Genomic DNA, 25145 nt, shown 5'->3' with positions numbered 1-25145 from the left:
CCCTTGTCGTTAAGCGTTAAAACGAAAACTTTTAAGCAGTGCCTGAAACTGTTCGCTGTCCGCGTCACCAATGGCGGACGTAGAGGTCATGGTAAAGACCAGTACTTTGTGACCATCGGGCGTGAAGACCGACTGCTGTTGCCAGATACGTTTGCCGTCACGCAGAAAACTGGCGTGTACGCATTCACCCTGTAGCAGCGCGTCACCCAATACCGCAGCGCTACGTTCGGTTTGTTTCCATCCCTTTATGTGTTTTTGCATTAGCGTGAGCTGACGGTCGATGTACGCAGGCAGCGTTTCACCCTCGTTAAGCGTATCGCGTGAAATATTAAAAGCGGGAGCAGTGGCATCAGAGGCGGTGAAAGCGTTAACCGTGCGGTCCTGATAATCATCAGGCAGTGTGATTTGGCCTTCAGTAAACAGACAAGCGATGTTTGAGCCTGACATCGTGCAGATTCCCTATCCTTAAGATGTGCTCAAGTTTGTCATGAAAAGCGGCGAATCTCCAGCAAAGGCATGCGCAGAGAGAGGGCGTAAATGTAATGTCAGAATAATCCTGATCGCGATGCAAACAATGGCCTCCTGGTGAGGCCATCATGTGTTACCTGTGTGGACCGCCGCCAGGCCCACCGCCGCCGCCAGGGCCCATATGTCCCGGGCCATCGCCTCCAGGGCTCCAGAATGGCCAGACACAACCCGAAAGGGCAGAAACACTTGCTAACGCGATAACGAACAGAATCACTTTTTTCATACAGGCTCCTGATTGATATGAATGACTATATCAAGCCCTGCTTGTACAAGTGTGTGGCAGATGAAAAAGACCCGGCAGGATAGCGTAAAAGTTCCGTTAATCGGGGCGTTCAGCAGCGAAAACCGGTCGCAGCCCCATGTTCTGGCCTTGTCGCACGCGTTTAATCCTGAGAACACCTTTCCGAATATTCCCGCTTCCCTGATAAACGAACCACGACAGTTATTCACGCAGGCAACATCGTTATGTCTGATAGCTGAAAATGAACATATGCAGATTACAGCGGCGCTGTTTTTGAGCGGATACGCCGGCTCCTTGCATCAGAACTGTGCAATACAACGCGGTTTTAGTCTCAGATCGGGTGCAGGCTGGCGTGGCGCTTACCCTTATCTCTGGCCTGTAAATTGCAGTGCTGATGGGGTGAAGTCACCTTAAAACAATGCGAAAGGAGTTGGACGAATGTCGGTAAGCCGTTTATATGTTGCCCGTATGGGGTTGTCTGTAATAATCACGGGGTTATCGTGCTCGACGGCGGCCTTTGGGGCAAACGTACCCAATGGTGTGACATTGGCTCCCGTGCAGGAGATCGTGCGGGGCAATGGAGCCGAGCCTGCTACCCTGGATGTTGATAAAGCTGAAACCAACGATGCCTTTTCAGTTATTAACGACCTGTTTGAAGGGCTGGTGCGGACTGATCCAGAGGGCAAAGTCATACCGGGACTGGCTGCTTCGTGGGACACGGCCGACAACAAAGTCTGGACCTTTCATCTTCGTCCTGACCTGACATGGTCAGACGGATCGCCGCTGACAGCTGAAGATGTTGTCTTCAGCTGGCGTCGTCTGACCGATCCCAAAACGGCATCGCCTTATGCATCCTTTGCTAACTATGCGCATATCCTTAACGCTGATGCGGTGACGGGCGGTAAAAGCCCGCCTGACAGCCTGGGCGTTAAAGCCTTAGACGCGCACACCGTGCAGGTTACTCTGGATCAGCCGGTGTCCTATTTTTTGCAGTTTGTTGCCCATCCTTCCCTGTTTCCGGTCAGCGAAAATAACGTTAAAAAGTTTGGTGAGGCCTGGACCCGGCCGGGCAACATGGTCAGCAGCGGTGCCTATAAGCTGGATCAGTGGGTAGTTAATGAAAAAATCACGCTGAACCGTAACGATCGCTATTGGGATAACGCGCATACCCTAATTAATCGCGTAACGTTTTTACCGATTAATGATGTTTCTGCCGAGCTTAACCGCTACCTGGCCGGCGGCATTACCATTACGGACAGCATTCCCGCCATTGATTTCCCTCGAATGAAAAAAGAGCGGCCCAAAGAAGTACACAGCACCTCTATTTATTTATAGCGTGTTCTATTTCCAGATAAATACGCACAAGGCACCCTTTACCGATGTCCGCGTGCGTCAGGCGCTGGACCTGGCGCTGGATAAAGGCATCATCGCCGATAAGGTTATCGGCATGGGACAGAAACCGGCTTATACCGTTGTGCCATTATCAATGGGGGACGTCAAACTGTCTCCGCCAGACTGGGCTGGCTGGACGCAGGCGCAGCGCATCAAAAAAGCTCAGGCGTTACTCAGCGAAGCCGGTTTTTCAGCCAGCCATCCTCTGAGTTTTACCCTGCTCTACAACACCAATCAGGATAACCAACGTATCGCGATTGCCGCTGCTTCCATGTGGGGTAAAACGTTAGGTGCGAAGGTCACGCTGCAAAATCAGGAATGGAAAACCATGCTGGATACCATGCATCAGAGGCAATATGATCTGGTGCGCTACACCTGGATTGGTGACTACAGTGAGCCCTCTACTTTTTTAAATACCTTCCGCAGTGGCGACAGTCAGAATAGCTCAGGTTATGACAGCACAGCGTTTGATGCGGCAGTAAAAGCCGCGGGAATGGATACCGATCCAAACGCCGTAACCCAGGATTACCAGAAAGCCAGCGACATTATTGCAAAAGATGCGCCGGTTATTCCGGTTTTCTATGGTGCGCTCAACAAGATGGTCAGTCCAAAGGTCGGCGGCTATGCCCCATCGCATCTGGGTTTCTATTACACCAAGGACCTTTATCTTGTTAAATAAAACGCGCGCCGGTACGTTTCTGACGTAACCGAACTGCTGAGTGCTGTTTGCTCGCTGGGGCCAGCTTTTGGCCCCAGCGAGCCTGGTGACATCCCCCGCTTTTTCTGTCAGCGCCGTAAAACGTCCCTTCATATGCAGTCAAAGCCGTTCTCTGACACAGCAAACCCGAAAGATTGAAACTCGCTTGCAAAAGGTAACGACTGGAAATGTTCTTCTGTTTTAAAACGGCACAAGGAAATGGGATGTTAAGCGCAGAGGGGAATCCGTTACCCGATTAGCCTTGAATTAACCGCACTCACAAAACATCTGTTACATGGCGCCTTGCCCGGTAATATCCATACGTCATTATTGAAGGTATAAAAATGGAAAACCCATTTTTTAAGAAACAGATCGTTGAATCATCCGGCGCTGAGTGCGGTGAAACCCTGTCCCCGTTGGCACTGTTGCTTCGCCGGAACCTGGTTTCACTCGTTGTTGGGACAATAACCGTCATTTATTTCGTTCAAAGCCATCCGCTTCACGTGCGCCCGTCAGCCGCCAGACAGGCCGCGCAGCCACAACCTGTGGCCTTCAATGCGCCTGCAGGCGGCACGGTTAAGCAGGGGAAGAACAGCCAGGGCCAGCCCGCGCTGACCGCCGCTTCGCTTGAACTTGCCTCAGCCCAGACCCGGTTAGCTGCGGAAAAAATTCGGCTCGTCAGTGCGCAGTTGAAGCTTGAGCAGAGCAGTCTGCTGCAGGACATCGATCACACCCAGCAGCTTGCTCTGCAACAGGTCAGCGACAGCCGCTTCCAGCAGGCCATGCTGAATGGGCAACTTGAGCAACTGGCGGACCAGATTAAAATTGAATCGGCGCAAATAGGTATGGCTCAGAAGCTGGTCAACACCTGGCGACCGCTGTTAGCAAAGGGATACATCTCCACGCTTCAGTTTGAGCAGGAGCAATCGACGGTATGGGGCTATGAAAGCCAGTACCGTGCGCTGTTACAGCAACAGTATGGTGCCCGCCAGCAGTTAAACGTTTTGAACGACCAACAGCTTCAAATACCGCTAGCCACATCCGTAAAGCTTAACGTCCTGCGTCGTCAGCTGGCGCAGGTGGATGAGAACCTGTCACAAAATGAAACTATCCTGCAGCAGGCGCTCTATATGCCTTCTGACGGTTCAGTGAAATCTGTTATCGCGAAGGCTGACAACAGGATGACAGGGGAGCAATCGAGTCAGGCTGGTGAAGCCAACAGTCAGCAAACCGCGACCACCAGATTGATATCCGATAAGCCAGTAGCCGGCATGCACAGAGACAACCCTGGCGGAGCGCATTTTCAGACCATAAATGCCCAGTCTGGTAATTCCTTCAACAGTGGGCATCATTCGGTATCAGCGCATAATGTGTAACCCATCAGGCTGGTGGCTGAAGCGTGAGGGGGGAGAGGTATTTACAACATCAACCGCAGCAGGATAGAGTCATTTCTCCTCTTCTTTCAGGCGAAGCGCAAAATGCCAGATTACTGTTTCTATCAAAAAGGTCAGCACACCGTCGTGCTGGAAAGACATGATGCGGACGGTGGTTCTCAGTTAGAAGATAAGGGCTATAAAAAGCAATTCGAAGAGGCGAGTGCAACTGACAAGCATCGGGCACTTAACCGCTTTGCTGATATTCGTCGAAGCAATCAAAAAGATCATCACGACTTCTTCTCGGGCGCGATCGCTATGCCACTGATGGGCGTGCTTACCGCCATTGCTGTTTTTCTGTTACGGAAAAAATAGCCCGCTTGAGGATATCCGCAGGCGGCGGGGCACAACGCCTGGTTAAAAAAGGCCAGGCTCAAACCCGACAGCGGTGAGAAACCAACCTGTTAATTATCTGCTTTGTGCCCATGATGGCTTCATAAAACGCATTCGGATGTCTTTTTTGCCTGTTCTGTATTAAAGCCAGCCCGCTGTCCTGATTTTCCATCGCTCCTGCTGCCTGATAACGGTCACAATCATGCTTTATGCTGTGGTTCGGCAGTCACAAAGAGCGTTCCTGAAGCACGTCATCATATCGCCTGGTTATGCCAGCTTAGAGAGTAATCGTCTCAGGAAAGCCATCTCGAGCGCGCGGGAGCCTGAATCATGTCAGAAGTGCTGGAGCAGGAAGGATGGATAGAAAATGCCATCGGTGAAAAATTTAACGCCAAAGGTGAGGTACTGCCATTCAGAGGCAACACGCTGATTTGTCATCTCGAACAGGACAGTGAAATCGTCCGTGTGACTGGCGAAATGGTTGATGCAATGAAAGCCGCAGGGCTGGGGCGTTGTTACGCATTTCTGCCGCAGTCGAGCTACCATATGACGGTGTTTAACGGTGCCAATGACCGGGCACGGCACTATCCGGCCTGGCCACAAGACCTGAATCTTGATGCGTCGATGGAAGAGTGCGATCGGCTGTTCGCGGCGAAGCTGGCAAATTTCAGGCTCATGCCCTCGTTACCTTTGCAGATGCGCATTGGGGCCATTGCCTTAAAACGTGGCGTCTCGCTGTCGCTGGCGCCGTTGGACAGGGCGGAAGAGCGCAAAATACGGTCGCTCAGAGATGCGCTCAGCCGCACGCTTAACTGCAAACGAAATAATCATGATGTCTACGAATTTCATGTCAGTGTCTCTTATCTCATCAATAAACCGAACGATGAGGAGTTGCGCCTGCTGCAAATTTTAAGAGCCGGATATCTGGAAAAGCTGCTGCGGGTTGCGCCGGTGATGACGCTGGGTGCGCCTGAGTTTTGTACCTTCAGGGATATGTCTCGGTATACGCCGTTGTTAAGGCTGGAATAGCCCGACAAACTGGATTCATTATTTCTACTGTTCTGCTTTTACTTTTGTCGCTTTTGAGCTGTTAACTTCAATAGCGTAGAGCCTCTTGGTTAAAATATTGTCTTCATAATAGTGACTTACCTGGCCCGGGCAGACAGGTAGGAGAGGAGAAAGCGATAGCCATAATTTTGGTCTTTTCATCGTGAATATATTTTAAACCGGCCCCATCAGATTCTTACCAGAAATGAAGGGGCTCATCGGTGAATGTACCAAACCGCCTTGATTTAACATCAACCTTATTGGCAATGAAAATGCGTCCCAACCTGCAAATAGCGGGTAAAGGCTTCATGCAAAGCTTCTGCGCAGGATGCGTGGTTAAAGGCTACGTGATGCTCGAAGCCGTTACGGCAAATCCACGCCAGCAAGCGTTCCAGCTGCGGCACTTCAATGACCGCACGACAGCCAACGGTATCTAGCGGATCGTTCACGGCGACGCCTTCACCCACATAGGCTTTAATTTCTCCCCTCAGATCGTCTGAGCTCAGTCGGAAGAAGGTGATGTTGCCAGTTTTACTTCTGCCATGAACGGCACCGCAGGTATTTTCGTTGCCGACGCGATGACCAATAATATTGGCGGTGCCCATTGTGGCGTCCTCCAAAGAGGCTGTGGCAAAGTTGCCACAGTGAAACAGCACACATTTGTCTGGATCGTCGCCGTAGTTATTATTCCAGTCGGCAATGGAGGCCGGACTCAGGCTGCAACTGGCAAGGGCATACATGGATAATGCGCCCATCACATCGACTTCACAGGCGCTGGGCAGTAACTGACCGGACATCACGCTCATCACAGAGCACGCGTTAATACCGAGCGTTTCCTGCAATGAGGTCCAGCACTGGATGGCGGTGGCATCAATGTCTTCAGCTATAACCCATTCAGCGATGACCACGAACAACTTTGCCATGAGGGTGATTTTATCTGAAGCCATCGTGCTGACATGCGCATTATCCAGCAGCAGGCGGCGCTTCTCATCGACACGAATATCGCTGTCGCCTAACCGTTTCATTCTGCTGAACACCTCCGATAAATCCAGGGTTTCCACGGCGATGCCCAGCCTTTCAAGTAATTTTTCACTGTAGCGAACGGTATTAAAACCAGCAGGACGCGCACCAATTGCGCCCACTCGCGCGCCGCGCATGCTGCTGACCACCCGGCAAACCTGCTTAAACCGGCTTATATCCCGGGCAAAAGATTCACCCGCTAAGTCACTCACGTGCTGGGTGGTTAAGGTGAAGGGAATGTCATATTGACGCAGGTTATTACACAGGGAGATTTTGCCGCAAAAACTGTCTCGCCGACTGGCGAGATGCATCTTGTCCAGGCGGTCTGGCTGGGCCTGAATTAACACAGGAACATTAAGTCCGGAAAGACGTAATGCTTCTGAAACGGCTTTTTCATCGCCAAAATTGGGAAGCAATACCACCACGCCATGAATATCGTCACGACGAGCGCGTAACCATGCTGCACATATTTTGGCTTCTGCACGTGTTTCAACGCCACCGTAGCGGGTCTGGGTTTCATCGAGCATTACCGGATTGATATCGTGCTGAATAAACACCTCAATAATCTGCTCGCGCGCCTCATTGACGACGTATCCGGGGAAGAACCCCCGGTTAGCGATAATAACGGCCATGGTTAATTGATGTGGTATTCTTGACATGATTTTTCTCCGGTATGCATAGGTTTATTATGGGTGTTTTGATGTTTTAAAATTTCATCATTGTTAATGATGTTGTTTATTTTGTTCTGGCTTTTACAGATGGTGTGATCTGTGCAAACCATTCAAGTGGACGCTTTTCTTATCGGGTGAGTTTGATTTTATTAATTCATTCTCACATTGTTCGTGATGCCTGTTTTTGTCTATTTTTGTTTTTTTAAATGGAGTGTATGCCGCAAATAAGGCGTGGTTTTTGGCAGTTACTATTATCTTTAATAGTGTTTTTGGTTGTTGGTGGTTAGAGGTATGAAGAGATGTTTTATCGAGATGCGTTAATTAATTAACTTAAATATTGATGTATTTTTGAAGGTGTGATTTGTTTTTTATTGAACTAAGTTCACAAAAGAAACTTAATGCAGTTTGTTTCTGTTCCCTGTTTTTATATGGTTGGCGTCCTTTATTAATGCGGGAGGATGCTGGAATGGAATTACATAAACCATTAAAAGTGAGTTTTCGCGAAAAATTTTGTTACGGGCTTGGGGATACCTCAGCAAATATCTTCATGGGCATGACCATGATGTTTTTGTCGATATATTACACCGATGTATTCAAGCTCAGCCCTGCAGTAATGGGAACCTTATTTCTGATTACGCGCTTAATTGATGCGATAAGCGATCCATTAATTGGCGTGGTGGCCGATCGCACGCGTTCTCGACATGGCCGTTACCGCCCCTGGCTATTATGGTTCGCTGTGCCTTATGGGCTTAGCTGCGCAGCCGTTTTCCTTTCACCCGAGTTGGGTGAAACCGGCCGGATCATTTATGCCTACACCACCTATATCATGCTGGTTATGGCGTTCAGCCTGGTGGCGGTGCCCTATGTCTCTCTGCTGGGAGCCATTTCAGCAGACAGTGACGAGAGGATACAGATAAACACGATTCGCTTTCCGTTAGCCAAGGTCTCTTACTTAATTTGTTCTTTACTGGTCCCCATGTTGATTGCGCTTTTTGATAATGAGGTGATGGGTTATCGGGTTGTGATGTGCGGTATTGGCCTGCTCTCAACGCTATTGGTTTTAATTTGCTATTACAATACTCAGGAACGCGTTTCAGCGGGGGATGTACAGACGCTCAGCGTCGGCAACCAGATACGGCTGATGTTGAAAAACGATCAGGCTTTAATCATTTTTGCTGCACAGCTGGTGGTGATGATTATGAATACGCTTAAGTTTGGTGCGGCGGCGTATTTTGTAAAATATGTGCTTAACTTGCCTGTTTCATTTCTGAGTATTTTGCTTACCGCGGGTTCAATTGCCGGAATTATTGCCCCCTTGATTACCGGATATGTCCTTAAAACCGGACGGGTAAAACGGATTCCATTACTGATCTGGAGTCAGATCGCGGGCGGACTTATTACGTTAATCATTGGTTTTACCTCTGCCGAAGCCGTCTGGGTACATGCGGGGCTGTTTGTCACGGCGACACTGGTTGTTGAACTTATCGCCGTAATTATTTGGGCAACCGTCGCGGATGTGGCTGACTACGGCTTTTATAAATATGGCGTCCGAATAAACGGCATGATTGGCGGCGGCATGTTGTTTGCCACAAAAGCCGGAATGGCGATCGGTGGGGCAATTATTGGTTATGTCTTAGCATGGTACGGATATAACCCCGATTTCATGACCACGGCTTCAGAAAATCAACTTTCTGCGTTTAACCTCCTTTATGTCTGGCTCCCCGCATCCTGCATGTTTATCACCGCCGGAATATTTTCACGTTACAAACTGGATGAAAAAACCTGCCAGTCATTTATCAATGAAAAAGCGTTCTGATATCAGGAGTGGTAGATGAAAAAACTAACGGTTCGTGACAGAAGTTTTTATCAGGAGGATCGCCCCTTTTTCTATACGGCCTGTACTGCCTGGGAGCTGTTTCACAAACTGACGCTGACAGAGGCAGAAGCGTATTTAACAAATCGGGCAAAAAAAGGCTTTAATGTGATTCAGGCCGTTGCCCTGTGTGAGCTTGACGGTTTACAGACGCCGACTTACGAAGGCGGACATCTGCCCTTTAGGGATTTAACGTCTCTGATCCCCAATGAAGCCTATTTTGATCATCTGAGGCGAGTCACCGACATCGCCAACTCGCGAGATCTCTATATCGCCCTGGTGCCGATGTGGGGGTCACACTGGAGTGCGAACAACAGTTGGGGAGCGGCCAAAACACCCTTATTTAACGCAGAAAACGTTCAGGCATTCTGTCGGTATCTCAGTGACAAGCTGCAAGGCACGGGCATCATATGGATGATCGGCGGTGATCGTGCAGTGCAAACCCCGGAACAAGGCCAGCTGATGGAAAATATGGCCCAAGGGTTGCGACAGGGCGGCAGTGGCGATGCGCTGTTGACCGTGCACTCGCAGGGCGGGCGAAGCACGCTGGACATGCTGGGCGATCGGCCCTGGCATGATTTTATCGTCTGGCAATCGGGACACATGGGTGAGGCTTATCCGTCGTGGCGCGCCATTGAAATGGATTACCAGCGTCAGAGCAAGCCGGTTCTCGATGCTGAACCCTGCTATGAAGCCCATCCGATCATGTGTCAGCATCAGTTCCGTCGTGCACAGGAGGCCAGCCGCTTTACCGATCGTGAGGTGCGCCGCAGCAGCTACTGGTCAGTCTTTGCGGGGGGCGCGGGCATTACCTATGGTTGCTACAGTCTCTGGCAGATGCGCCGACCGGAAGATGACGCCGTGGCGATACCTGAAAGCGCAGCGAGTACTTATCAGGGCGATACCATTCCGTACTGGTTTGATGCGCTTGACTATCCCGGCGCCTTTGCCATTGGCATCCTGCGACGGTTTATTGAATCCCTGCCTGACTGGCATCTACGGGTTCCCGATCGATCTTTGCTTATCAACCCTAATCCCAGCGATCAACGCCACTGTGGTGTGATGCGCGATCATCAGCAGCGCTGGATAGCGGTATATATTCCGCAACAGCAAAATATCACCCTGGATATCAGCGCCTTTGCCGCAACGGGATTCGAAACAGGATGGTTTGATCCCCGCTATGGCATCATGAACTGGCTGAGCAATGATATGTCGGAGACCTTCTTCCTTAACATCGACCCACCCGCCAGCGGAAATGACTGGATACTCGTGTTGAGAGCAAATTCCTGATAAGGCGAACTGTGTTACTGTCCGCTCAGAAGCGCAGAGCGGGCAGAGGGTCGTGAATGGATTACAAGAAGCAGATATTGAATATTCTGCACAGCGAATGCGAGTCACGGGCAGAGATGACGCGCCGCCTGGGTGTGACGAAGGCCTACGTGACAAAATTGACGTCGCAGCTGCTGGAAGAGCGGGTTATTGAGGAGCGGGACGTAAAGGACAGTGCGTTTGGCCGACCTCAACAGTTGCTGGCGGCAACGCCGGGCCAGTTTTTCAGCGTCAATATTACGCTTCGCAAAGGCCAGCTCCAGGCGATGCTAAACGACTTCAATACGCAAGTGCCCGCGCTGGCGCACCACAGGATCTCCTTGCCTGCCCTGCTAACGCCACAACGCCTGGTTGCCTTTATCGCCACCAGCGTTGCGGCGTTATGCCTGTCAGGCAATGTCCGTCAGCAGCAGGTCAACGTAATAAGCGTGGCGTTGCAGGGCGGCATCGAGCATTTCACCGGCGTCGTACGTTATTGCCCGTTGTTCAGTGAGACGAACGTGGCGCTTAAAAAACGGATTGAAGACGCGATGTGTATCAGCACACAGATTTTTAATATTGCGTTCTGCACCACCTTTCAGTTGGCTCAGCGTTTACCTTACTCATCGTGGGTGGCGTTTATGCCTGGGTTTGGCAGCCTGGGCTATGGGCAATGTATTCACGGCGAGCCGGTACTGGGTGAGAACGGATTTTATCCGGAGATAGTGCATTTACCTTATGAGGGCGGTATTGAGCAGGCCTTTGCTGTCGATCCGGATAACCAGCCCGCAACGGTACTGGCCACCGCCAGAGCGCTCTGTTTTGCTATCTGCTGCACCGCACCGATTCACAATATCAGACACGTGATTGTCACCGGTGAGCTGTTTGAAGACTATGGCAACGAGGTGCTGCCACTGGCGCAGGCGATACTCGCAGCGAATGCAGACACGCATATCAGCGGTATCCGCATTAAACATGATAAAACAGGTTATCACTATGGCGTCAAAGGGTTGGTGCAACTGAGTTCTGACGCCATCACAGAGCATATTCTGCCTTAATCACGTGCCCGAATCAGGTGGCTGATGCCAGAGCAGGACGACGAGATGCGCTGTCGCCCAGCCGTTTCAGCGTTAACAAGATAGCGGCATCGCGTTGCCCTAGGGTTCAAAATACGCCAGGCGCTTTCGGGGACGTTAAGGTGATTCCACAAGCGTACTGGCGATGGCGGCACCGATCTCGGCACACACCGTAAGTCCCTGCACAAACGGCTGGTCATGCATTAAATAGGGCAGGGCGGCCAGGGCAATGCGTCCACGGGCAGATTCAGGATACAGCAAAGTATAATCGTCACCCACATCCGGAATCTCATCGCCGCAGCGCTGGATCTGCTGTTTCAGTGTTGCAAAGGGCAGATCGCGGGTCTTAAGAGCCTTTTGCCCTCGCGCATCAATAAACACGTCAAACGTTCGCTGTTGCCCCTCAGTCGTGATCAGCGTTTTCTGCTGTTGCCTTCGCAGTTCATACTCTTCGCCAAGGGCAAGGATGCTGATGATTCCGGCCTCTCGTAAGGCCAGCAGTCGACGGATGGATTGAGAAGGAATCGCCGCGTAGTTATCAATAAACACTTTAGCGAGGCCACCTGAAAAGCGTTTACTGTCGCTTTCGTTAAGGAAGGGAACGATTTCCTCAACCACCTCATGCAGTCGCAAAAGGGTATAGCGCCAGGGCACGGTGCGCCTGTCGCGTTTGTTGCGTTCGACTTCATTCAAGTTAGCGCTGGCCCAGTGGAAAGGATCCTGTTTATGTCGGTTGGCAAACCAGGCTTCTGCAAGGCTGTCGGCATTGAGTGCTTTCAGATCAATCGTTTTGCTCCACGCGGGCGCAGCCTCCTCCAACTCCTCAACCATCAGTGCAAATACGCGATCGAGTAATCCGTCAGCGCCTGCCTCAATCGCGTTATCGATGGCATTTTGGGTAACGACGCTCAGTGGCTCATAGGGAATCGGGCAGTAGAAATCGGCTTCTGGCAGAATGCCCGATCGTGACATTAATACGATCTTCAGGGCTTCGTGGCCTTTGTCCAGTGTGAAGGCGATCGCGTCGTCGTCGCTTTCCTGAAAGTCACCATGCTGGATCGCCACGGCCATTGCGGCATCAATGCCACTCAGGGAGGTGCCCATAATACCCACGTGACATGCCGCTATTTTCGCTTCCATCAGACCGGACCAGGGGCTGGGGAAGTAGGTGCGGGTGGCGGCGCTGTCGTCTGGCCAGACATGGCCTGTGGCGATAACGACCTGATCAAATATTGCTGGGGCAGTATCGCCCTGCGTCCAGAGTTTTACGCCAGCATCGGTGGCCTCAAGATCGGTGACCTGACAGCGCTCATGTATTTTTACCTCGAAACCCTGTGCCGTTGCGCGGGACACCAGCGCTAAAAACCGATCGCGGAAATACTCGCCAAGCAGGATACGCGGCAGAAACTGACGGATATGCAGAGAGGCAGGATCGACGTGATATCGCCTGAGATGACTGTCGCTCTGGGCGCGTAGCCAGTCAATATAGGTCATAAATACAGGCGGGATTTCAATACTGGCAATGTTTGCCAGCATCATCCGGGAATTCTCTTCATCGTTATAGGGCATGCCAACACCGGCCTCATCACCCTGTTCGTAAACGGAAACGGACATCGGTACATGATGACCCAGAAGCGCATAAAACGTGTAGATACCGGTTGGCCCAGCGCCGACGATCGCGATCTTTTTCATCACTGTTCGCACCTTATTATTGTTATGGGGGACGGTTGTAAGGCGTGTTTTGATCTCGCCGCAGGACAGGCAAAGCCTCAATACAGGTTTTTCCTTTCAGCCAGTATGATCAAGTTTACTCGAGTATTGCAGAACTGCGCGGAAGGGGAGCTGAGTGGAACGCCATCACAACAAATGCAGATTGTCCTGGTAGTGCGGTCGGGCGACTGGTCGGCCTGAACAGGTTCATTCAGGCCGGTTTCTGTCATGGTACCCAAACGTAAAAACCGGACATCTGAGGTAATGGGCTCACGTGGAATATTATGCGAACATTCAGAACTGGTATTTTATCCCCAGCGTGCCCTGTGTATCGCTAAAGCCATTATCGCCGAGTTGTTGAGCAACGTTGCCCCACAGTTGCAGGCGAGCGTTGATCTGACCTTCGACGCCAAGTTTCAGTTCACCCACATCGCGCGCGCCTGTGATCGCATTGCTGATACCATTCATCATGACACTGTCGTTATGGGTGTTATGGATCCAGTTGGCCTCAATAAACGGCTGGAAAGTGCGATCTTTGCCCTCATCACTGATGTGATTTCCCTGCTGATAAAACTTCATGCCCAAACGGGTCTGCAGATTTCCGTTGGTGTTGTTGACAACATGTGTGCCGTTATTTTCGATGTGATCGTCAGCCTGCACGTCCATCCAGGTAAGCTGTATCTTTGGCTGTAGCCAGTAACGCGTGCGGCCATCGCGGCTCTCTCCTGTCTGAAAGGTGTAGCCCGTTTCAAGGGCAGCGGTGATCCCATCAGCATGATATTTTTCCGTCGCCAGATTTTGCCCGGTAACCTGATTATCGAACCAGTTGTACAGCATCCATGCATCGACATAGGCCCCGGTTTTCTCTTTCTGGTTAGCGTACCAGGTGCCGTACAGGCCTACGCTGTAACCGTTAATGTCTCCACGTGAGGTATAGCCATTCGCTTTAGAATGCGTGCGGCTCTGGTTATTGGCGTAGCCGGTCATCAGGCCAAGGTGCCAGCGATCCAGTCCATTGCGGCTCCACTGTGCGATATCGCCGCCGAGCTGCATCACGTAACGATTACTTTGGGTATGGAGTTTGCCGGAAGCATCTCTGAAGCGGTTATGCCCACCGATATGGCGCATCCACAGGCTCGTGACTTTTTGTTCGCCCGTTAACCTGTCGGTGTATTGTGTTTCACCCAGGCGGTCGTGGAGGCGGGTATGGAACAGCGTGTTGGCCGCACGGGCATTTGCCAGATAGCTGCCAAATTCGGGACGGTACGCTTTTTCGCTGGCAAGAAACCAGTTGCTGTCTTTTTTAACTACATCGTAATCATAGGCCCCGGCGACGATTCGGCCTGATTTTGCAAAGGTACCGGCGGAATCACCTTTAACCGTGACAATTTCAATGCCCTTATCGGTCAGTGCTCCCTGTCCGCCCAGATTATTGATACTGACCCAGGTATGGCCGGCCGTATCGCCATTGACGATCAGTCGGTCAGCAGTGCCATTGTCACCTTCGAGAACGCTATTCAGGACCAGGTTGCCGTTATCCCCTGAATAATCACCCTCAATGGTTAACCTGTTGTTACTGTTTCGCTCAATGCCCAGATCGAGGGAGCCTGCATTATTTACCTTACCCGCAAGAGTGACATCCCGGACCGCAGAAGAAACGTTAACCCTTCCCCCTGATGCGATAGTGATCTGATCTGCATTGAGATCGCCGGAAAGGGTTAACGTCGCATTACGGGTCTGCGCTGCGTTGCCAACATTAATGATATTCCAGTTCAGAATGGCGACATCGCCTGCTGCCCCCTCAGAAAAAGAAGAACCCGTCAGTGACTGGTTGATATTGAGGGTAGTGATACTGTCCTCAGGATCATCGTCATCGTTTCCATTTATCACTGTCAGGCCGCTTACATCTGAACCCTGATTAAGATTCAGGATGTTATTCCCGTTTCCCAACAGAATCTGTCCGGAAACTTTGGCGCCGTTATTCAGGTTTACCGTTGCATCAGAATGAGTAGACCTGATTGCAATACCTGAGGCGGCTGAAATATCCGCACCCTGGTTCAGGTTGATGGTAGTTTTTCCGTCATTACCTCTAAAATCTGTATTGATACCTGCGACGCTACCGCCAATAACCTCACCCGATATATTCACAGTCGTGGCGCCCGTTTCGCGGTTTAAGATATCTATGCCTGACTGAGTACCTGAAATTTTTCCCTGAATCTGAGTGAAGGCGATATCGCCGCCGTCCATGGTCGAGACGCTGACACCGGAGCCATTTTCACCCACGATTTCACCGCGGGTGGTAACGGAAGTATCGCCGCGACTGTGATTGTTCGCGTAGATACCATGCTCACCGCCGGTTATTTTCCCGCCAGATTGCACAATGGACAGATTGTTTGCGCTCTCAGCATTGTCGACGTAAATGCCTGAACCGTTTGTGCCTGTGACGTTACCCGCGGTCAGGATGGTGGTATCACCGATTCCGTGGTTGGAGGCATAGATACCGTAATGGCCCCCGGTGATACGGCCATCTGCCTGCATAACCAGGATGTCTTGTGCCGAAGCATGATTATCGACAAAAACGCCCGCGTATTCACCTGAGACATCACTGGTTGTGATGATGGACGTGTTTCCGGTACCTTGGTTAGATGCCTGAATACCGTTAAATCTGCCGGTTATTTTTCCGCCAGACTGCATGATGGAGAGGTTTTTTGCCGTGCTGCCATTCAGGGCATTAATACCGTTATTCGATTCTCCCTTCACCTCGCCGGATACCGCGATAAACGTATCGGCCGTTCCCATAGACTGCGTTTGGATGCCATTCTGTTCCCCTGATATTGTGCCTGCTTCCTGAATAAGGGTGATTGCGCCTGCTTCGTAGGACGTAATGATTTCAATACCATCGGCTCTTTTCGCCACCACAGTGCCGGAAATGTTAAGCGTGGTGTCGCCCGTACCGGTATTTTCAATATTTATCCCTGAACCATCGGCTACGATAATGCCGCCTTCCTGCTGCGTAATGGTCAGGGATGAACCCGTGACGGATAAGCCATATCCGCTATCGGTATTAATGTAAGACGTCCCGTCCAGCACGACGTCGAGGACATCGCCTGTCAGGTTTTGTGTGTCATGATCGGCGCCACTACAGGTGTATTTGTTCCCTTCTTGGCTACAGACCGCCTCTGCAGGGGCATTCATTAATCCAAACGTACTCATCACCGTAGCGATAACAAACTTACGCGTTGTTCTGCTCATTGTTATTTATTCATCCATTTATTTCATCGATGTTTTTCTTAGCGTAATGGGGTTGTTAAATGTTCAGAAGATCGCTTTTCATCAGGCAGGAACATTCTTTTTAAGCATTCTGTTAAAATAATTATTTTTAATGTGAATATTTTAAATAACGCATCCGTTAACTTATGAATTAACATTAAGGATTAACGCTTTATTCTTAATGATAATTATTATTAAATTAATGTGACGTCATTTTTATACCTTGGTGGTGTGGTTGACTGAATGTTTTAATCTGCTCGAAATTAGGTTAATTAAATGTATAGAAATACTCCTTAATCCTAAGCGGAGCGTGAAAGTTATTTTGCAGAGATGCTGACCATTTAAAAATAGTTAATATCGATCGGTACGGCGTTCCTGATAGGTCGAGGCTATTGTACATAATTAATTGATCGATACGTCCTGTTTATTCGTAAGAGAAGCTCACGTTTGAATACAAGGCGATAGAGAAGAGACAACAGGTATCTTCTGTTGATGTCGATGAAAATGAAGAAATTAGGTGCGTGGCGTTTGGCAGGTTTTAATCGGCTGCTTAATTATTTAGATTCTCAGTAAATGCAATAATAATATTTTCGTCGGGGTAATGTTTGATAAGAACGTGAGGGAAGACTTCATTAATGAGAGATGGATCACGAATACCTGGGATGACAGACGCGTCATTTGTGGTGGTCGATAAAATATTTTTCAGTCTGGACAGGAAAAATCTTAAATCTGCTCCCTTATGGTTGAGGGTGAAATGTTAATATAATAATCAAATTAAGAACGGTAATGAAACACCACCGTGCGGGACTTTTGCTGCCAGGGGGATAAATAACGGCGGCATCCAGAGGATAATAACCGTGCTTAGCGGCTGTCATTTGCCGGCGCTGTACAGTCATTTTGCGAGTCTGGTGGAAAGTTAAATCAGATTTACGCAAACACAAAGTGAAAAAACCGGCTCAGAGCCGGATTTTTATTTAAGCCTGTGGCTGGCCTACAGGGCCTTTACCTAACGGGCCGCCTGGAACAGATTGCCCGCTTGGCGCATGTGGACGACCATCATTGCCCACAGCACCGCTGTCCTGCTGGCAACCCGACATCATTATAAGGCTGGAAACAATCAATAAACCGCTCAAAATGCTTTTCATGTCTTTCCCTCGTGATGAATACACTATAAAACAGCTCGCCTGATAAGCCTGGTCGGTATTTCTGCTAAGTCAATGTTGGAGGGAAAAAGTAAGCCATATCATCAGGTTGACGGTAGTGAATCCAGACTGTGCAATGTAATGCCGGGAAACTGTTGTGCTGACCTTTGGCTAAGACGGCAGAGAACATATCCAGCCTTGTAATCCGAAGCCACGATGACAGACAGATCTGTAAAGAGCGATCATCCCGATGTGCAACCCGAGAAAAGAACCAGGGCGATACCAACGACGCAACAATTGATGAAACCCACGTACCTGAATGGGCTGATAAACAGCCGCATTACGCGAAGTATGAAATGGACTTTCATTTCTTGTTTCGTGAAAGTGCTGCATTCATGTGTTCATCTGGCTATGCTACCGACATGATGTTTAACGATATCTCAGGAGAGAAGATGACGGCGGCCGCTTATTTTGACGCTCTCTACGCGCAGCGTAACAGGGAAACCCAGCAATGCTGGCGGCAAGAAACAGCGAGTGTACATCAGCAAGCAGACAAGTTTTTCTATCCTGCCGGGCTTCACGCCCTGACCAGTGGCATTCAGCCCGTCCTGAATCCGCAAATTCAGTCACTCCTTGCCGATCTTCGTGGCTTAACTCAGGGGGATCCGCTGGCAGACGTCATGCGGGCCGAACATTTTCACGTTACCTTCCTGCCCGTCACGCCAGCGCGCTATCAAAGCCCGCAGCAGCTCCCGGCTTTAGCGGGCCTGAGGGATGCCTTTCGCCAGAACGTGACCGACTCGTCACTCAGGGTTGACGCATTACGGCTGGTGGCGCTTCCCGATCAACTGCTACTGGCAGGTATTCCTGAAGGCCACGCCGTAGCGCAAAGAGCAGCATGCTGGAATGCACTGCTGTCACTGGAAGAGTGGCGGGATTTGCTTCTGCAAAGACATGGTGGAAAAACAACGCCACCGGAATACTGGCACACCACGTTGCTACGTTATCGTTCAACAAGCCTGCCCGACACGCTCAAATCGTATTTTACCGACAATATGCACCGAAGATATGGGGCCATTTCGGGCGACATCAGGCTGGTATTTGCGGTTTATAACTGGGCTTATCCAGAAACGATAACAGTTTAATCCGGAAGGATCCCATGATGAACAGGGATTCTTGAGCATCGCCAGGCGGTGCGGAAATGTGGCCGTTATTAATCGTAGTCACCGTTCTCGTAATGGGGCGAATAACGATCATCAAGTATTTCCTGGATAGCCATCAAACCCAGGATAAGAATCAAATTAATAAAGAACAGTAATAATAAAATGATGCTGGTCATTGCCTGTTTCCTGTCGTCACTTTTCCTTGAGGATGAACGCTCCAAACACGGCAGACAGGGAAAGTGACTGTTAAAAAATGATGTAAAAGGAAAGGGCGCGCATTGGGTCGAACAAGAACGTGTTAAAAAAACGGTATTTCGTCGTTGTCACCCTCAGGTAATAAATTGATGCGCTTTGCTGTGCAGTATTGTATTGCCTAAATGAGCAGCAAGAAGCATCGATAACCAGAAAAGTAAATTACGATATTTCATCGCGTGTGCGGTGAGCGTGGTTAACAAGAAGACGGGTACATAGCGGCTATTTATTCTTATACGATGCATCATATCGCCAGCGCGGCACCGTGACGGTCAGGTCTTCTGGCGACGCTTCATGCAAAACTGCCGCGATGATGGCTTAGGTTAATTACCCGCCGGGTTTGGATGGTTCCACAGGTCAGCGGTCACCATCGGGCTTTTTACACATTATCGCCAAAAAAAGCGTGTTGAAATATCAGGTCATAAAACGATAAATGCGCCCTCCCTCATTCAGTGAGATCTGCATCACACTTAGAGTGGGATCAGTAAAATCGTCCATATCCTGACCTCATTTGCCCTCATCGCCCGCTATCGCTACTTTATATGCTGCATGGACACGACATGTTGTATGAGCGGAGCTTAATGATGTCTCATGTAAATACTTTCACTATTCAAAGCGAACATAAGCAAAAAGTTCGTCGTATGAACCTGTTCATCTCAGTTTCAGCCGCGCTAGCCGGGCTGCTGTTTGGACTGGATATTGGCGTGATTTCCGGTGCGCTACCTTTTCTGACTCATCATTTTAGCCTGAGCAGCCATGAGCAGGAGTGGGTGGTCAGCATCATGATGCTGGGTGCCGCGCTAGGGGCGCTATGTAATGGCTGGGTATCGCATCGGCTTGGCCGAAAATACAGCCTGATGGCGGGCGCCGTGTTGTTTGCTATCGGATCACTCGGTTCCGCGGGTGCAACCAGCGTTGAAATGCTGTTGATCTTTCGTCTGCTGCTGGGCCTGGCCGTTGGCGTGGCATCCTATACCGCGCCGCTTTATTTATCTGAAATGGCCACTGAAAACGTGCGTGGCAAAATGATAAGCCTGTATCAGCTGATGATTACCCTGGGCATCGTAATGGCCTTTATATCGGATACTGCTTTTAGCTACAGCGGTAACTGGCGGGCCATGCTGGGGGTTCTGGCCATTCCCGCCGTTGTACTTTTTATTATGGTCATTTTCCTACCGAACAGTCCACGCTGGCTGGCGGCTAAGGGGATGCATATTGAGGCGGAGGAAGTGCTGCGCATGCTGCGCGATACGTCGGAAAAAGCCCGCCAGGAACTCAATGAGATTCGGGAAAGTCTGCGCATGAAGCAGGGCGGTTTTTCGCTTTTCAAAAGCAATAAAAATGTCAGGCGTGCGGTCTTTATGGGCATGTTATTGCAGGGCATGCAGCAGTTTACCGGGATGAATATCATCATGTATTACGCGCCGCAGATTTTTAAAATGGCGGGCTTTAAAAGCACTCAGGAGCAGATGATCGCCACCGTTATCGTTGGCCTGACTTTTATGTTTGCCACCTTTATTGCCGTTTTTACTGTAGACAAAGCGGGCAGAAAACCCATCCTGAAAATTGGCTTCTCGGTGATGGCCTTTGCCACTCTGGTATTAGGTTACTGCCTGATGAAAGCAGGGCAGGGAAATATCAGCAGCAGCCTGTCCTGGGTTTCTGTCGGCATGACCATGTTATGTATTGGTGGATACGCAATGAGTGCAGCACCCGTCGTCTGGATCCTGTGTTCTGAAATCCAGCCGCTAAAATGCCGTGACTTTGGTATTACCTGTTCCACCACGACGAACTGGGTGGCGAACATGATTATCGGTGCGACATTTTTGTCGCTATTGGGCAGCATCGGCGCGGCCGGAACCTTCTGGCTCTATACCGGTTTTAACCTGGTGTTTATTGTCATTACTGTGTACCTGGTGCCGGAAACCAAGAATGTGACGCTGGAACGGATTGAGAGGAATTTGATGGCGGGTGAGAAGTTGCGGGATTTGGGGCGATAATTACTTTCATGACAGTATCCAACTATGCATTTCCTTAATTAATTCAGGACAGGTAATGGCCGCTGAGTTTTCGTCTGTTACCTGTCAAAGCGTTGCACGGCATGAGCATTTATATACTCTCCGGCTTTGTTGAATAAATCGAACTTTTGCTGAGTTGCAGGATCAGAACACGCATTCTCCTGACAATACAGGCAGTCCCGTGGCAAACCAGAAGTTCAAAATCACCAACTGGCCTACCTACAACAAAGCCCTCATCAACCGTGTCTCCATCACTTTCTGGCTTGACGATGAGGCGATTCAGGCCTGGTATGAGTCAGCAGCGCCTTCATCCCGGGGAAGACCTCAGCGTTATTCTGACCTTGCTATCACGACTGTCCTGATGATTAAACGCCTGTTCCGGCTGGCCCTGCGAGCTGCTCAGGGCTTTATTGATTCCGTTTTTGCCCTGATGGACGTTCCTCTGCGATCCCCGGATTACACCAGTGTCAGTAAGCGGGCGAAGTCGGTCAATGTCAGTTTCAAAACGTCCACCCGGGGTGAAATCGCGCATCTGGTGATTGATTCCTCCGGGCTGAAAGTTTTCGGTGAAGGCGAATGGAAGGTCAAAAAACACGGCAAAGAGCGCCGTCGTATCTGGCGAAAGCTGCACCTTGCTGTCGATGGTAAAACACATGAAATCATCTGTTCAGACCTGTCGCTGAACAACGTAACGGACTCAGAGGCCTTCCCGGGACTTATCCGGCAGACGCACAGAAAAATCAGGGCAGCAGCGGTAGACGGAGCTTACGACACCCGGCTCTGTCACGATGAACTGCGGCGCAAGAAAATCAGCGCGCTTATCCCGTCCAGGAAGAGCATGGGTTACTGGCCCGGTGAATACGCGTATCGCAACCGTGCTGTTGCGAATCAGCGCTTGAGCGGAAGCAATGCCCGATGGAAATGGACAACAGATTACAATCGCCGCTCAATAGCGGAAACGGCGATGTAGCAGGTGAAGCAGCTGTTCGGCGGTTCACTGACGCTGCGGGATTATGATGGTCAGGTTACGGAGGTTATAGCCATGGTGCGCGCGTTGAACAAAATGACGAAAGCAGGTATGCCTGAAAGCGAGCGTATCGCCTGAAAACGCAGCCCGGCACGGGGATACTTACCCGAAATTTGATTTATTCAACAAAGCCCCTGAGCTTTCAACGGTGCTGTTGATAAGGCATACAGGCTGATGCCTTACAATAAATAGTTCTTTAAAAAAACATCACAAAAACTTACCATTGCGAAGAACTTTTTTAGGATAAAGACGATATGAAAAAAGCAGTGGCAGTCATTTTATTAGCTTTCGCGTTAACAGGTTGTGGCGAGCCAAAGATCGATGGTTCATCCGAACAGGCCTTTCAAACCTCTATGCAAAAAGTCCGTGATTCTCTTGCCGAAGATAAACGCGCGGCCTTTAACGATGCTATTCAAGTCATTGCGTTCAGCCAGGTCAGTATGAAAGAGTTGATGCAGGCGGGCAGCGGTGACGAAGGCGGACGCGCACTGATCGATAAAAAGATCAAAGGCGCGCTGGCTGGCAAGACCGGTGAAGAAGTCATTGATTACGCGCACAAGATCAAGCAAGAGCGCGCGGCTAACCAGTAACATGACTTCTGAATCCTGACCCAGCCAGGTCAGGATGTTGCATGTAATGGTTGCCTGTTTGATGAAGCCCATTTTATGGGCTTTTTTTATGCACCGCGTTAAGGCTGTAACAGAGCGACAAACGCCTGTTTTCAGCGCCATTACGCTTAAAAGCACGCCTGGGCTTTTACGGACGGAGAAGGCGCTTTGTGATAAACCAGCGTCGCGTGATCCCACCAAGGATTAACATTTACCGCCTGCCCAACCAGCATAAATCCCGCGTCCGCGATCTCGGCGATAAGTGCATCCAGCGGCTTCAGGGTGCGCCAGGGATGACCGTTAACCATTAAAACCCCGCGGCGGGCATCATAGCGGTCAAGGTCGGTTCGCTGTTTAGGCGCACCACACATACTGCTGATGATCAATGTGCCATTGGCAGCCAAAACCCGATGCAGAGCCTTGAGGCACGCCGCGCGCTGGGGACCGATCAGGCAGTGAAAGCAACTGCCGTCAAAGACGACATCAAACGTTGCATCCGGATAATGTGCCAGGTCACAGACATCGCCCTGATCAAAACAGCCGCTTAAGCCTGACGCCGCGAATCGCGATCTGGCCCAGTCCACGGCGACCGCTGAAATATCCACGCCAAAAACCCGAAAGCCTTTTTCGGCAAAACAATGTGAGGCCATGGCACCGTTGCCGCAGCCCAACTCAAGGAACGTTCCGCCAGTTGGAATGAACTGCGCAGCACCCAGCCAGCCAATGGTGGCGTTAAGTTGCTGATGCGCCCGTTGATAACCGCTGCCGGTCCAGGCTTCATGGCCTTCCCTCTGAAGGCGACGATAAATAGCGTCATAGCTTTCCACGTCAGGCTCACCTTTTATTCAAAGAGCGTCATGACAGATTATGTGATTTTTAGCGGCTTTTACCACAGGGCATCAGCAGGTAACAAACCGGGCGTATCAGGCATCAGCGCAATAAAAAGATGATGACCTGAAGAACGGCAAGCAGTCAGAATTTAACATTTTGACCACTCCTGGCGCTGCTACCGTGATTCTGCTTTACCTGCAAAGAAGGACTTGCGTATTGTGAGGCTCTGTTTCCTTATCGCCTTTTCACTATGACGAATCTGAATGTGACGATGTGCCGCAGCGCCTCTATTCTGTTCGCAGTTTTGAGCGTATTGATGAGTTTTACGGCTCAGGCTGGCGATCGAAGAAGGGTGACACAGCCTGTCTCGCCGCCCGTTTGCCAGCGGATTTATGCAAGCAATCAATCCAATATCGGCCTGCACATTCAACAGGCGCTGAACAACTGCCCACCTGGCAGGATGGTACTGTTAGTGCCATCGCCCACTGTAAAGACGTTGACTAGCGGCCCCCTGTCTTTGCCCTCCGGCGTCAGCCTGGGAGTTGATAAGGGTGCGGTGCTGAGCGCCATCCCGGATCCACGCTTATACGATAACGGCCGGGGGAGCTGCGGGAAGCTGGATAACCAGGGCAATGGTTGCCGGGCGTTTATTACGCTTAATCACGTCCACGGCAGCGGGATTTACGGGCAAGGCGTGATCGACGGGCAGGGCGCTGCCAGCATGGCAGGTGAGGGGCAAACCTGGTGGCAACTGGCAGCCAGCGCCAAAAATGATGAGGCGAAGCAAAACGCCCCGCGACTGATTCAGATTGATCATGCCAGTGATATTACGCTGTACCAGATCACCCTGAAGAACGCGCCAAACTTTCATGTAGTCATCAATGACAGTCAGGGCATTACGCTGTGGGGCATCACCATCGACACGCCTGCCACCGCGCGAAACACCGATGGCGTGGACCCGATGGGTTCTTCCGATGTCACGCTAATTAACAGTCGAATCAGCACCGGCGATGACAATGTGGCGATTAAAGCGGGCAATGCGCCTGCCTCCCATATCTCCATCCTGAATAACCAGTTTGGCTTTGGGCACGGTATGTCAATTGGCAGTGAAATCAACCGTGGCGTTAGTGATGTACTGGTTGACGGGCTGACGTTAACCGGCACGACGAATGGCCTGCGTATCAAAAGCGATCGCTCGCGGGGCGGGCAGGTCCGGGCGATTCGCTATCAAAATGTCTGTATGCAGAACGTGGACAATCCCGTGGTCATGGATACGCACTATGATACGCACGCGAGCGGCACGATGATCCCGGATTACCGCGATATCACCTTCGATAACGTCAAAACAGGCAAGGGGAAACTTACGCTGGATGGTTACAGCGAGGTTTATCCGCTTGAGATGACCTTAAAGAATGTCACTGTCGGTGAGCAGGCAACGATAGAGGAACGCTTTGCTATCGTTCATGGGCGCTTTACGCGGGCACCTCAAACAGCGTGCCGTTAAC

The 25145-nt window shown here is 50.5% G+C and carries 18 protein-coding genes and 2 pseudogenes; 12 read left to right on the top strand and 8 right to left on the bottom strand.

Features of this window, described 5'->3' with window-relative positions; translation table 11 throughout:
* Positions 1–9: 9 nt before the first annotated feature.
* Entirely contained in the window at positions 10–447 is a 438-nt protein-coding gene (locus PAGR_RS15740) for a DcrB-related protein (RefSeq protein ID WP_013024967.1), read from the bottom strand.
* 154 nt (positions 448–601) lie between these two features.
* Positions 602–751 (bottom strand): hypothetical protein, encoded by a 150-nt coding sequence (locus tag PAGR_RS24030; protein WP_170934918.1) that lies wholly within the window; start codon positions 749–751, stop codon positions 602–604.
* A gap of 456 nt (positions 752–1207) precedes the next feature.
* On the opposite strand from PAGR_RS24030, the pseudogene PAGR_RS15730 reads away from it, so the two are divergent.
* The 4 genes and pseudogenes from PAGR_RS15730 (at position 1208) to PAGR_RS15715 (ending at position 5653) form a co-directional block, all read left to right on the top strand.
* Positions 1208–2840 (top strand): annotated as a pseudogene (locus PAGR_RS15730) (ABC transporter substrate-binding protein).
* Positions 2841–3202: 362 nt separating this feature from the next.
* Positions 3203–4234: an HlyD family secretion protein gene (locus PAGR_RS15725; RefSeq protein WP_014606344.1), complete on the top strand. Its 1032-nt coding sequence runs from the start codon at positions 3203–3205 to the stop codon at positions 4232–4234.
* 102 nt (positions 4235–4336) lie between these two features.
* Positions 4337–4606 carry a hypothetical protein gene (locus PAGR_RS15720; RefSeq protein ID WP_014606343.1) on the top strand — a complete coding sequence of 90 codons (270 nt, stop codon included), beginning with the start codon at positions 4337–4339 and terminating at the stop codon, positions 4604–4606.
* Between the two features lie 348 nt (positions 4607–4954).
* Positions 4955–5653, top strand: a complete 699-nt coding sequence (locus PAGR_RS15715) for a DUF1868 domain-containing protein (protein WP_014593129.1) — start codon at positions 4955–4957, stop codon at positions 5651–5653.
* 275 nt (positions 5654–5928) lie between these two features.
* On the opposite strand, the gene PAGR_RS15710 is transcribed toward PAGR_RS15715, so the two are convergent.
* The gene (locus tag PAGR_RS15710) at positions 5929–7350 is read right to left on the bottom strand and encodes an L-fucose/L-arabinose isomerase family protein (RefSeq protein ID WP_014593130.1); all 1422 of its coding nucleotides are present in this window, start codon (positions 7348–7350) and stop codon (positions 5929–5931) included.
* A 478-nt stretch (positions 7351–7828) separates the two neighbouring features.
* Here PAGR_RS15710 and PAGR_RS15705 point away from each other — a divergent pair, with 478 nt between their 5' ends.
* Genes PAGR_RS15705 through PAGR_RS15695 form a run of 3 tightly spaced genes read left to right on the top strand, consistent with a single transcriptional unit; the run spans position 7829 to position 11601 of the window.
* On the top strand, positions 7829–9178 hold the full coding sequence (locus PAGR_RS15705; protein WP_014606342.1) for an MFS transporter: 1350 nt from the start codon (positions 7829–7831) through the stop codon (positions 9176–9178).
* A gap of 15 nt (positions 9179–9193) precedes the next feature.
* Positions 9194–10525 (top strand): glycoside hydrolase family 140 protein, encoded by a 1332-nt coding sequence (locus PAGR_RS15700; protein WP_014606341.1) that lies wholly within the window; start codon positions 9194–9196, stop codon positions 10523–10525.
* A 56-nt stretch (positions 10526–10581) separates the two neighbouring features.
* Positions 10582–11601, top strand: a complete 1020-nt coding sequence (locus PAGR_RS15695) for a hypothetical protein (RefSeq protein ID WP_014606340.1) — start codon at positions 10582–10584, stop codon at positions 11599–11601.
* Positions 11602–11736: 135 nt separating this feature from the next.
* Here the strand turns inward: PAGR_RS15695 and PAGR_RS15690 are convergent, their stop codons facing one another.
* The 3 genes from PAGR_RS15690 to PAGR_RS24025 form a co-directional block, all read right to left on the bottom strand.
* Positions 11737–13311 carry an FAD-NAD(P)-binding protein gene (locus PAGR_RS15690; protein WP_014606339.1) on the bottom strand — a complete coding sequence of 525 codons (1575 nt, stop codon included), beginning with the start codon at positions 13309–13311 and terminating at the stop codon, positions 11737–11739.
* A gap of 312 nt (positions 13312–13623) precedes the next feature.
* Positions 13624–16581: an autotransporter outer membrane beta-barrel domain-containing protein gene (locus PAGR_RS15685; RefSeq protein ID WP_014606338.1), complete on the bottom strand. Its 2958-nt coding sequence runs from the start codon at positions 16579–16581 to the stop codon at positions 13624–13626.
* A gap of 992 nt (positions 16582–17573) precedes the next feature.
* Positions 17574–17744 (bottom strand): hypothetical protein, encoded by a 171-nt coding sequence (locus PAGR_RS24025; RefSeq protein WP_014606337.1) that lies wholly within the window; start codon positions 17742–17744, stop codon positions 17574–17576.
* A gap of 449 nt (positions 17745–18193) precedes the next feature.
* Between PAGR_RS24025 and PAGR_RS15675 the strand changes: the two genes are divergently transcribed.
* Entirely contained in the window at positions 18194–18886 is a 693-nt protein-coding gene (locus tag PAGR_RS15675; protein WP_015700784.1) for a hypothetical protein, read from the top strand.
* A gap of 68 nt (positions 18887–18954) precedes the next feature.
* Here the strand turns inward: PAGR_RS15675 and PAGR_RS24270 are convergent, their stop codons facing one another.
* A complete protein-coding gene (locus PAGR_RS24270) occupies positions 18955–19080 on the bottom strand; it encodes a hypothetical protein (protein WP_015700783.1) in 126 nt (41 codons plus the stop codon).
* Between the two features lie 657 nt (positions 19081–19737).
* Between PAGR_RS24270 and PAGR_RS15670 the strand changes: the two genes are divergently transcribed.
* The 3 genes and pseudogenes from PAGR_RS15670 to PAGR_RS15660 all read left to right on the top strand — a co-directional run bounded on the left by PAGR_RS15670 (position 19738) and on the right by PAGR_RS15660 (position 22791).
* On the top strand, positions 19738–21156 hold the full coding sequence (locus PAGR_RS15670) for a sugar porter family MFS transporter (protein ID WP_014606335.1): 1419 nt from the start codon (positions 19738–19740) through the stop codon (positions 21154–21156).
* A gap of 154 nt (positions 21157–21310) precedes the next feature.
* Positions 21311–22279, top strand: a pseudogene (locus PAGR_RS15665) (IS5-like element ISPan1 family transposase).
* A gap of 176 nt (positions 22280–22455) precedes the next feature.
* Positions 22456–22791: a DUF6694 family lipoprotein gene (locus tag PAGR_RS15660; RefSeq protein ID WP_014606334.1), complete on the top strand. Its 336-nt coding sequence runs from the start codon at positions 22456–22458 to the stop codon at positions 22789–22791.
* A 146-nt stretch (positions 22792–22937) separates the two neighbouring features.
* Here the strand turns inward: PAGR_RS15660 and PAGR_RS15655 are convergent, their stop codons facing one another.
* Complete coding sequence (locus tag PAGR_RS15655) at positions 22938–23636, bottom strand: class I SAM-dependent methyltransferase (RefSeq protein WP_014606333.1); 699 nt, start codon at positions 23634–23636, stop codon at positions 22938–22940.
* Between the two features lie 275 nt (positions 23637–23911).
* On the opposite strand from PAGR_RS15655, the gene PAGR_RS15650 reads away from it, so the two are divergent.
* Positions 23912–25144, top strand: coding sequence for a glycoside hydrolase family 28 protein (locus PAGR_RS15650; protein WP_014606332.1), 1233 nt, complete (start codon positions 23912–23914; stop codon positions 25142–25144).
* Position 25145: the final 1 nt, after the last annotated feature.

Source organism: Pantoea ananatis PA13 (assembly GCF_000233595.1).
GTDB lineage: Bacteria > Pseudomonadota > Gammaproteobacteria > Enterobacterales > Enterobacteriaceae > Pantoea > Pantoea ananatis.
This window is presented reverse-complemented; position numbering and strand designations above follow the sequence as displayed.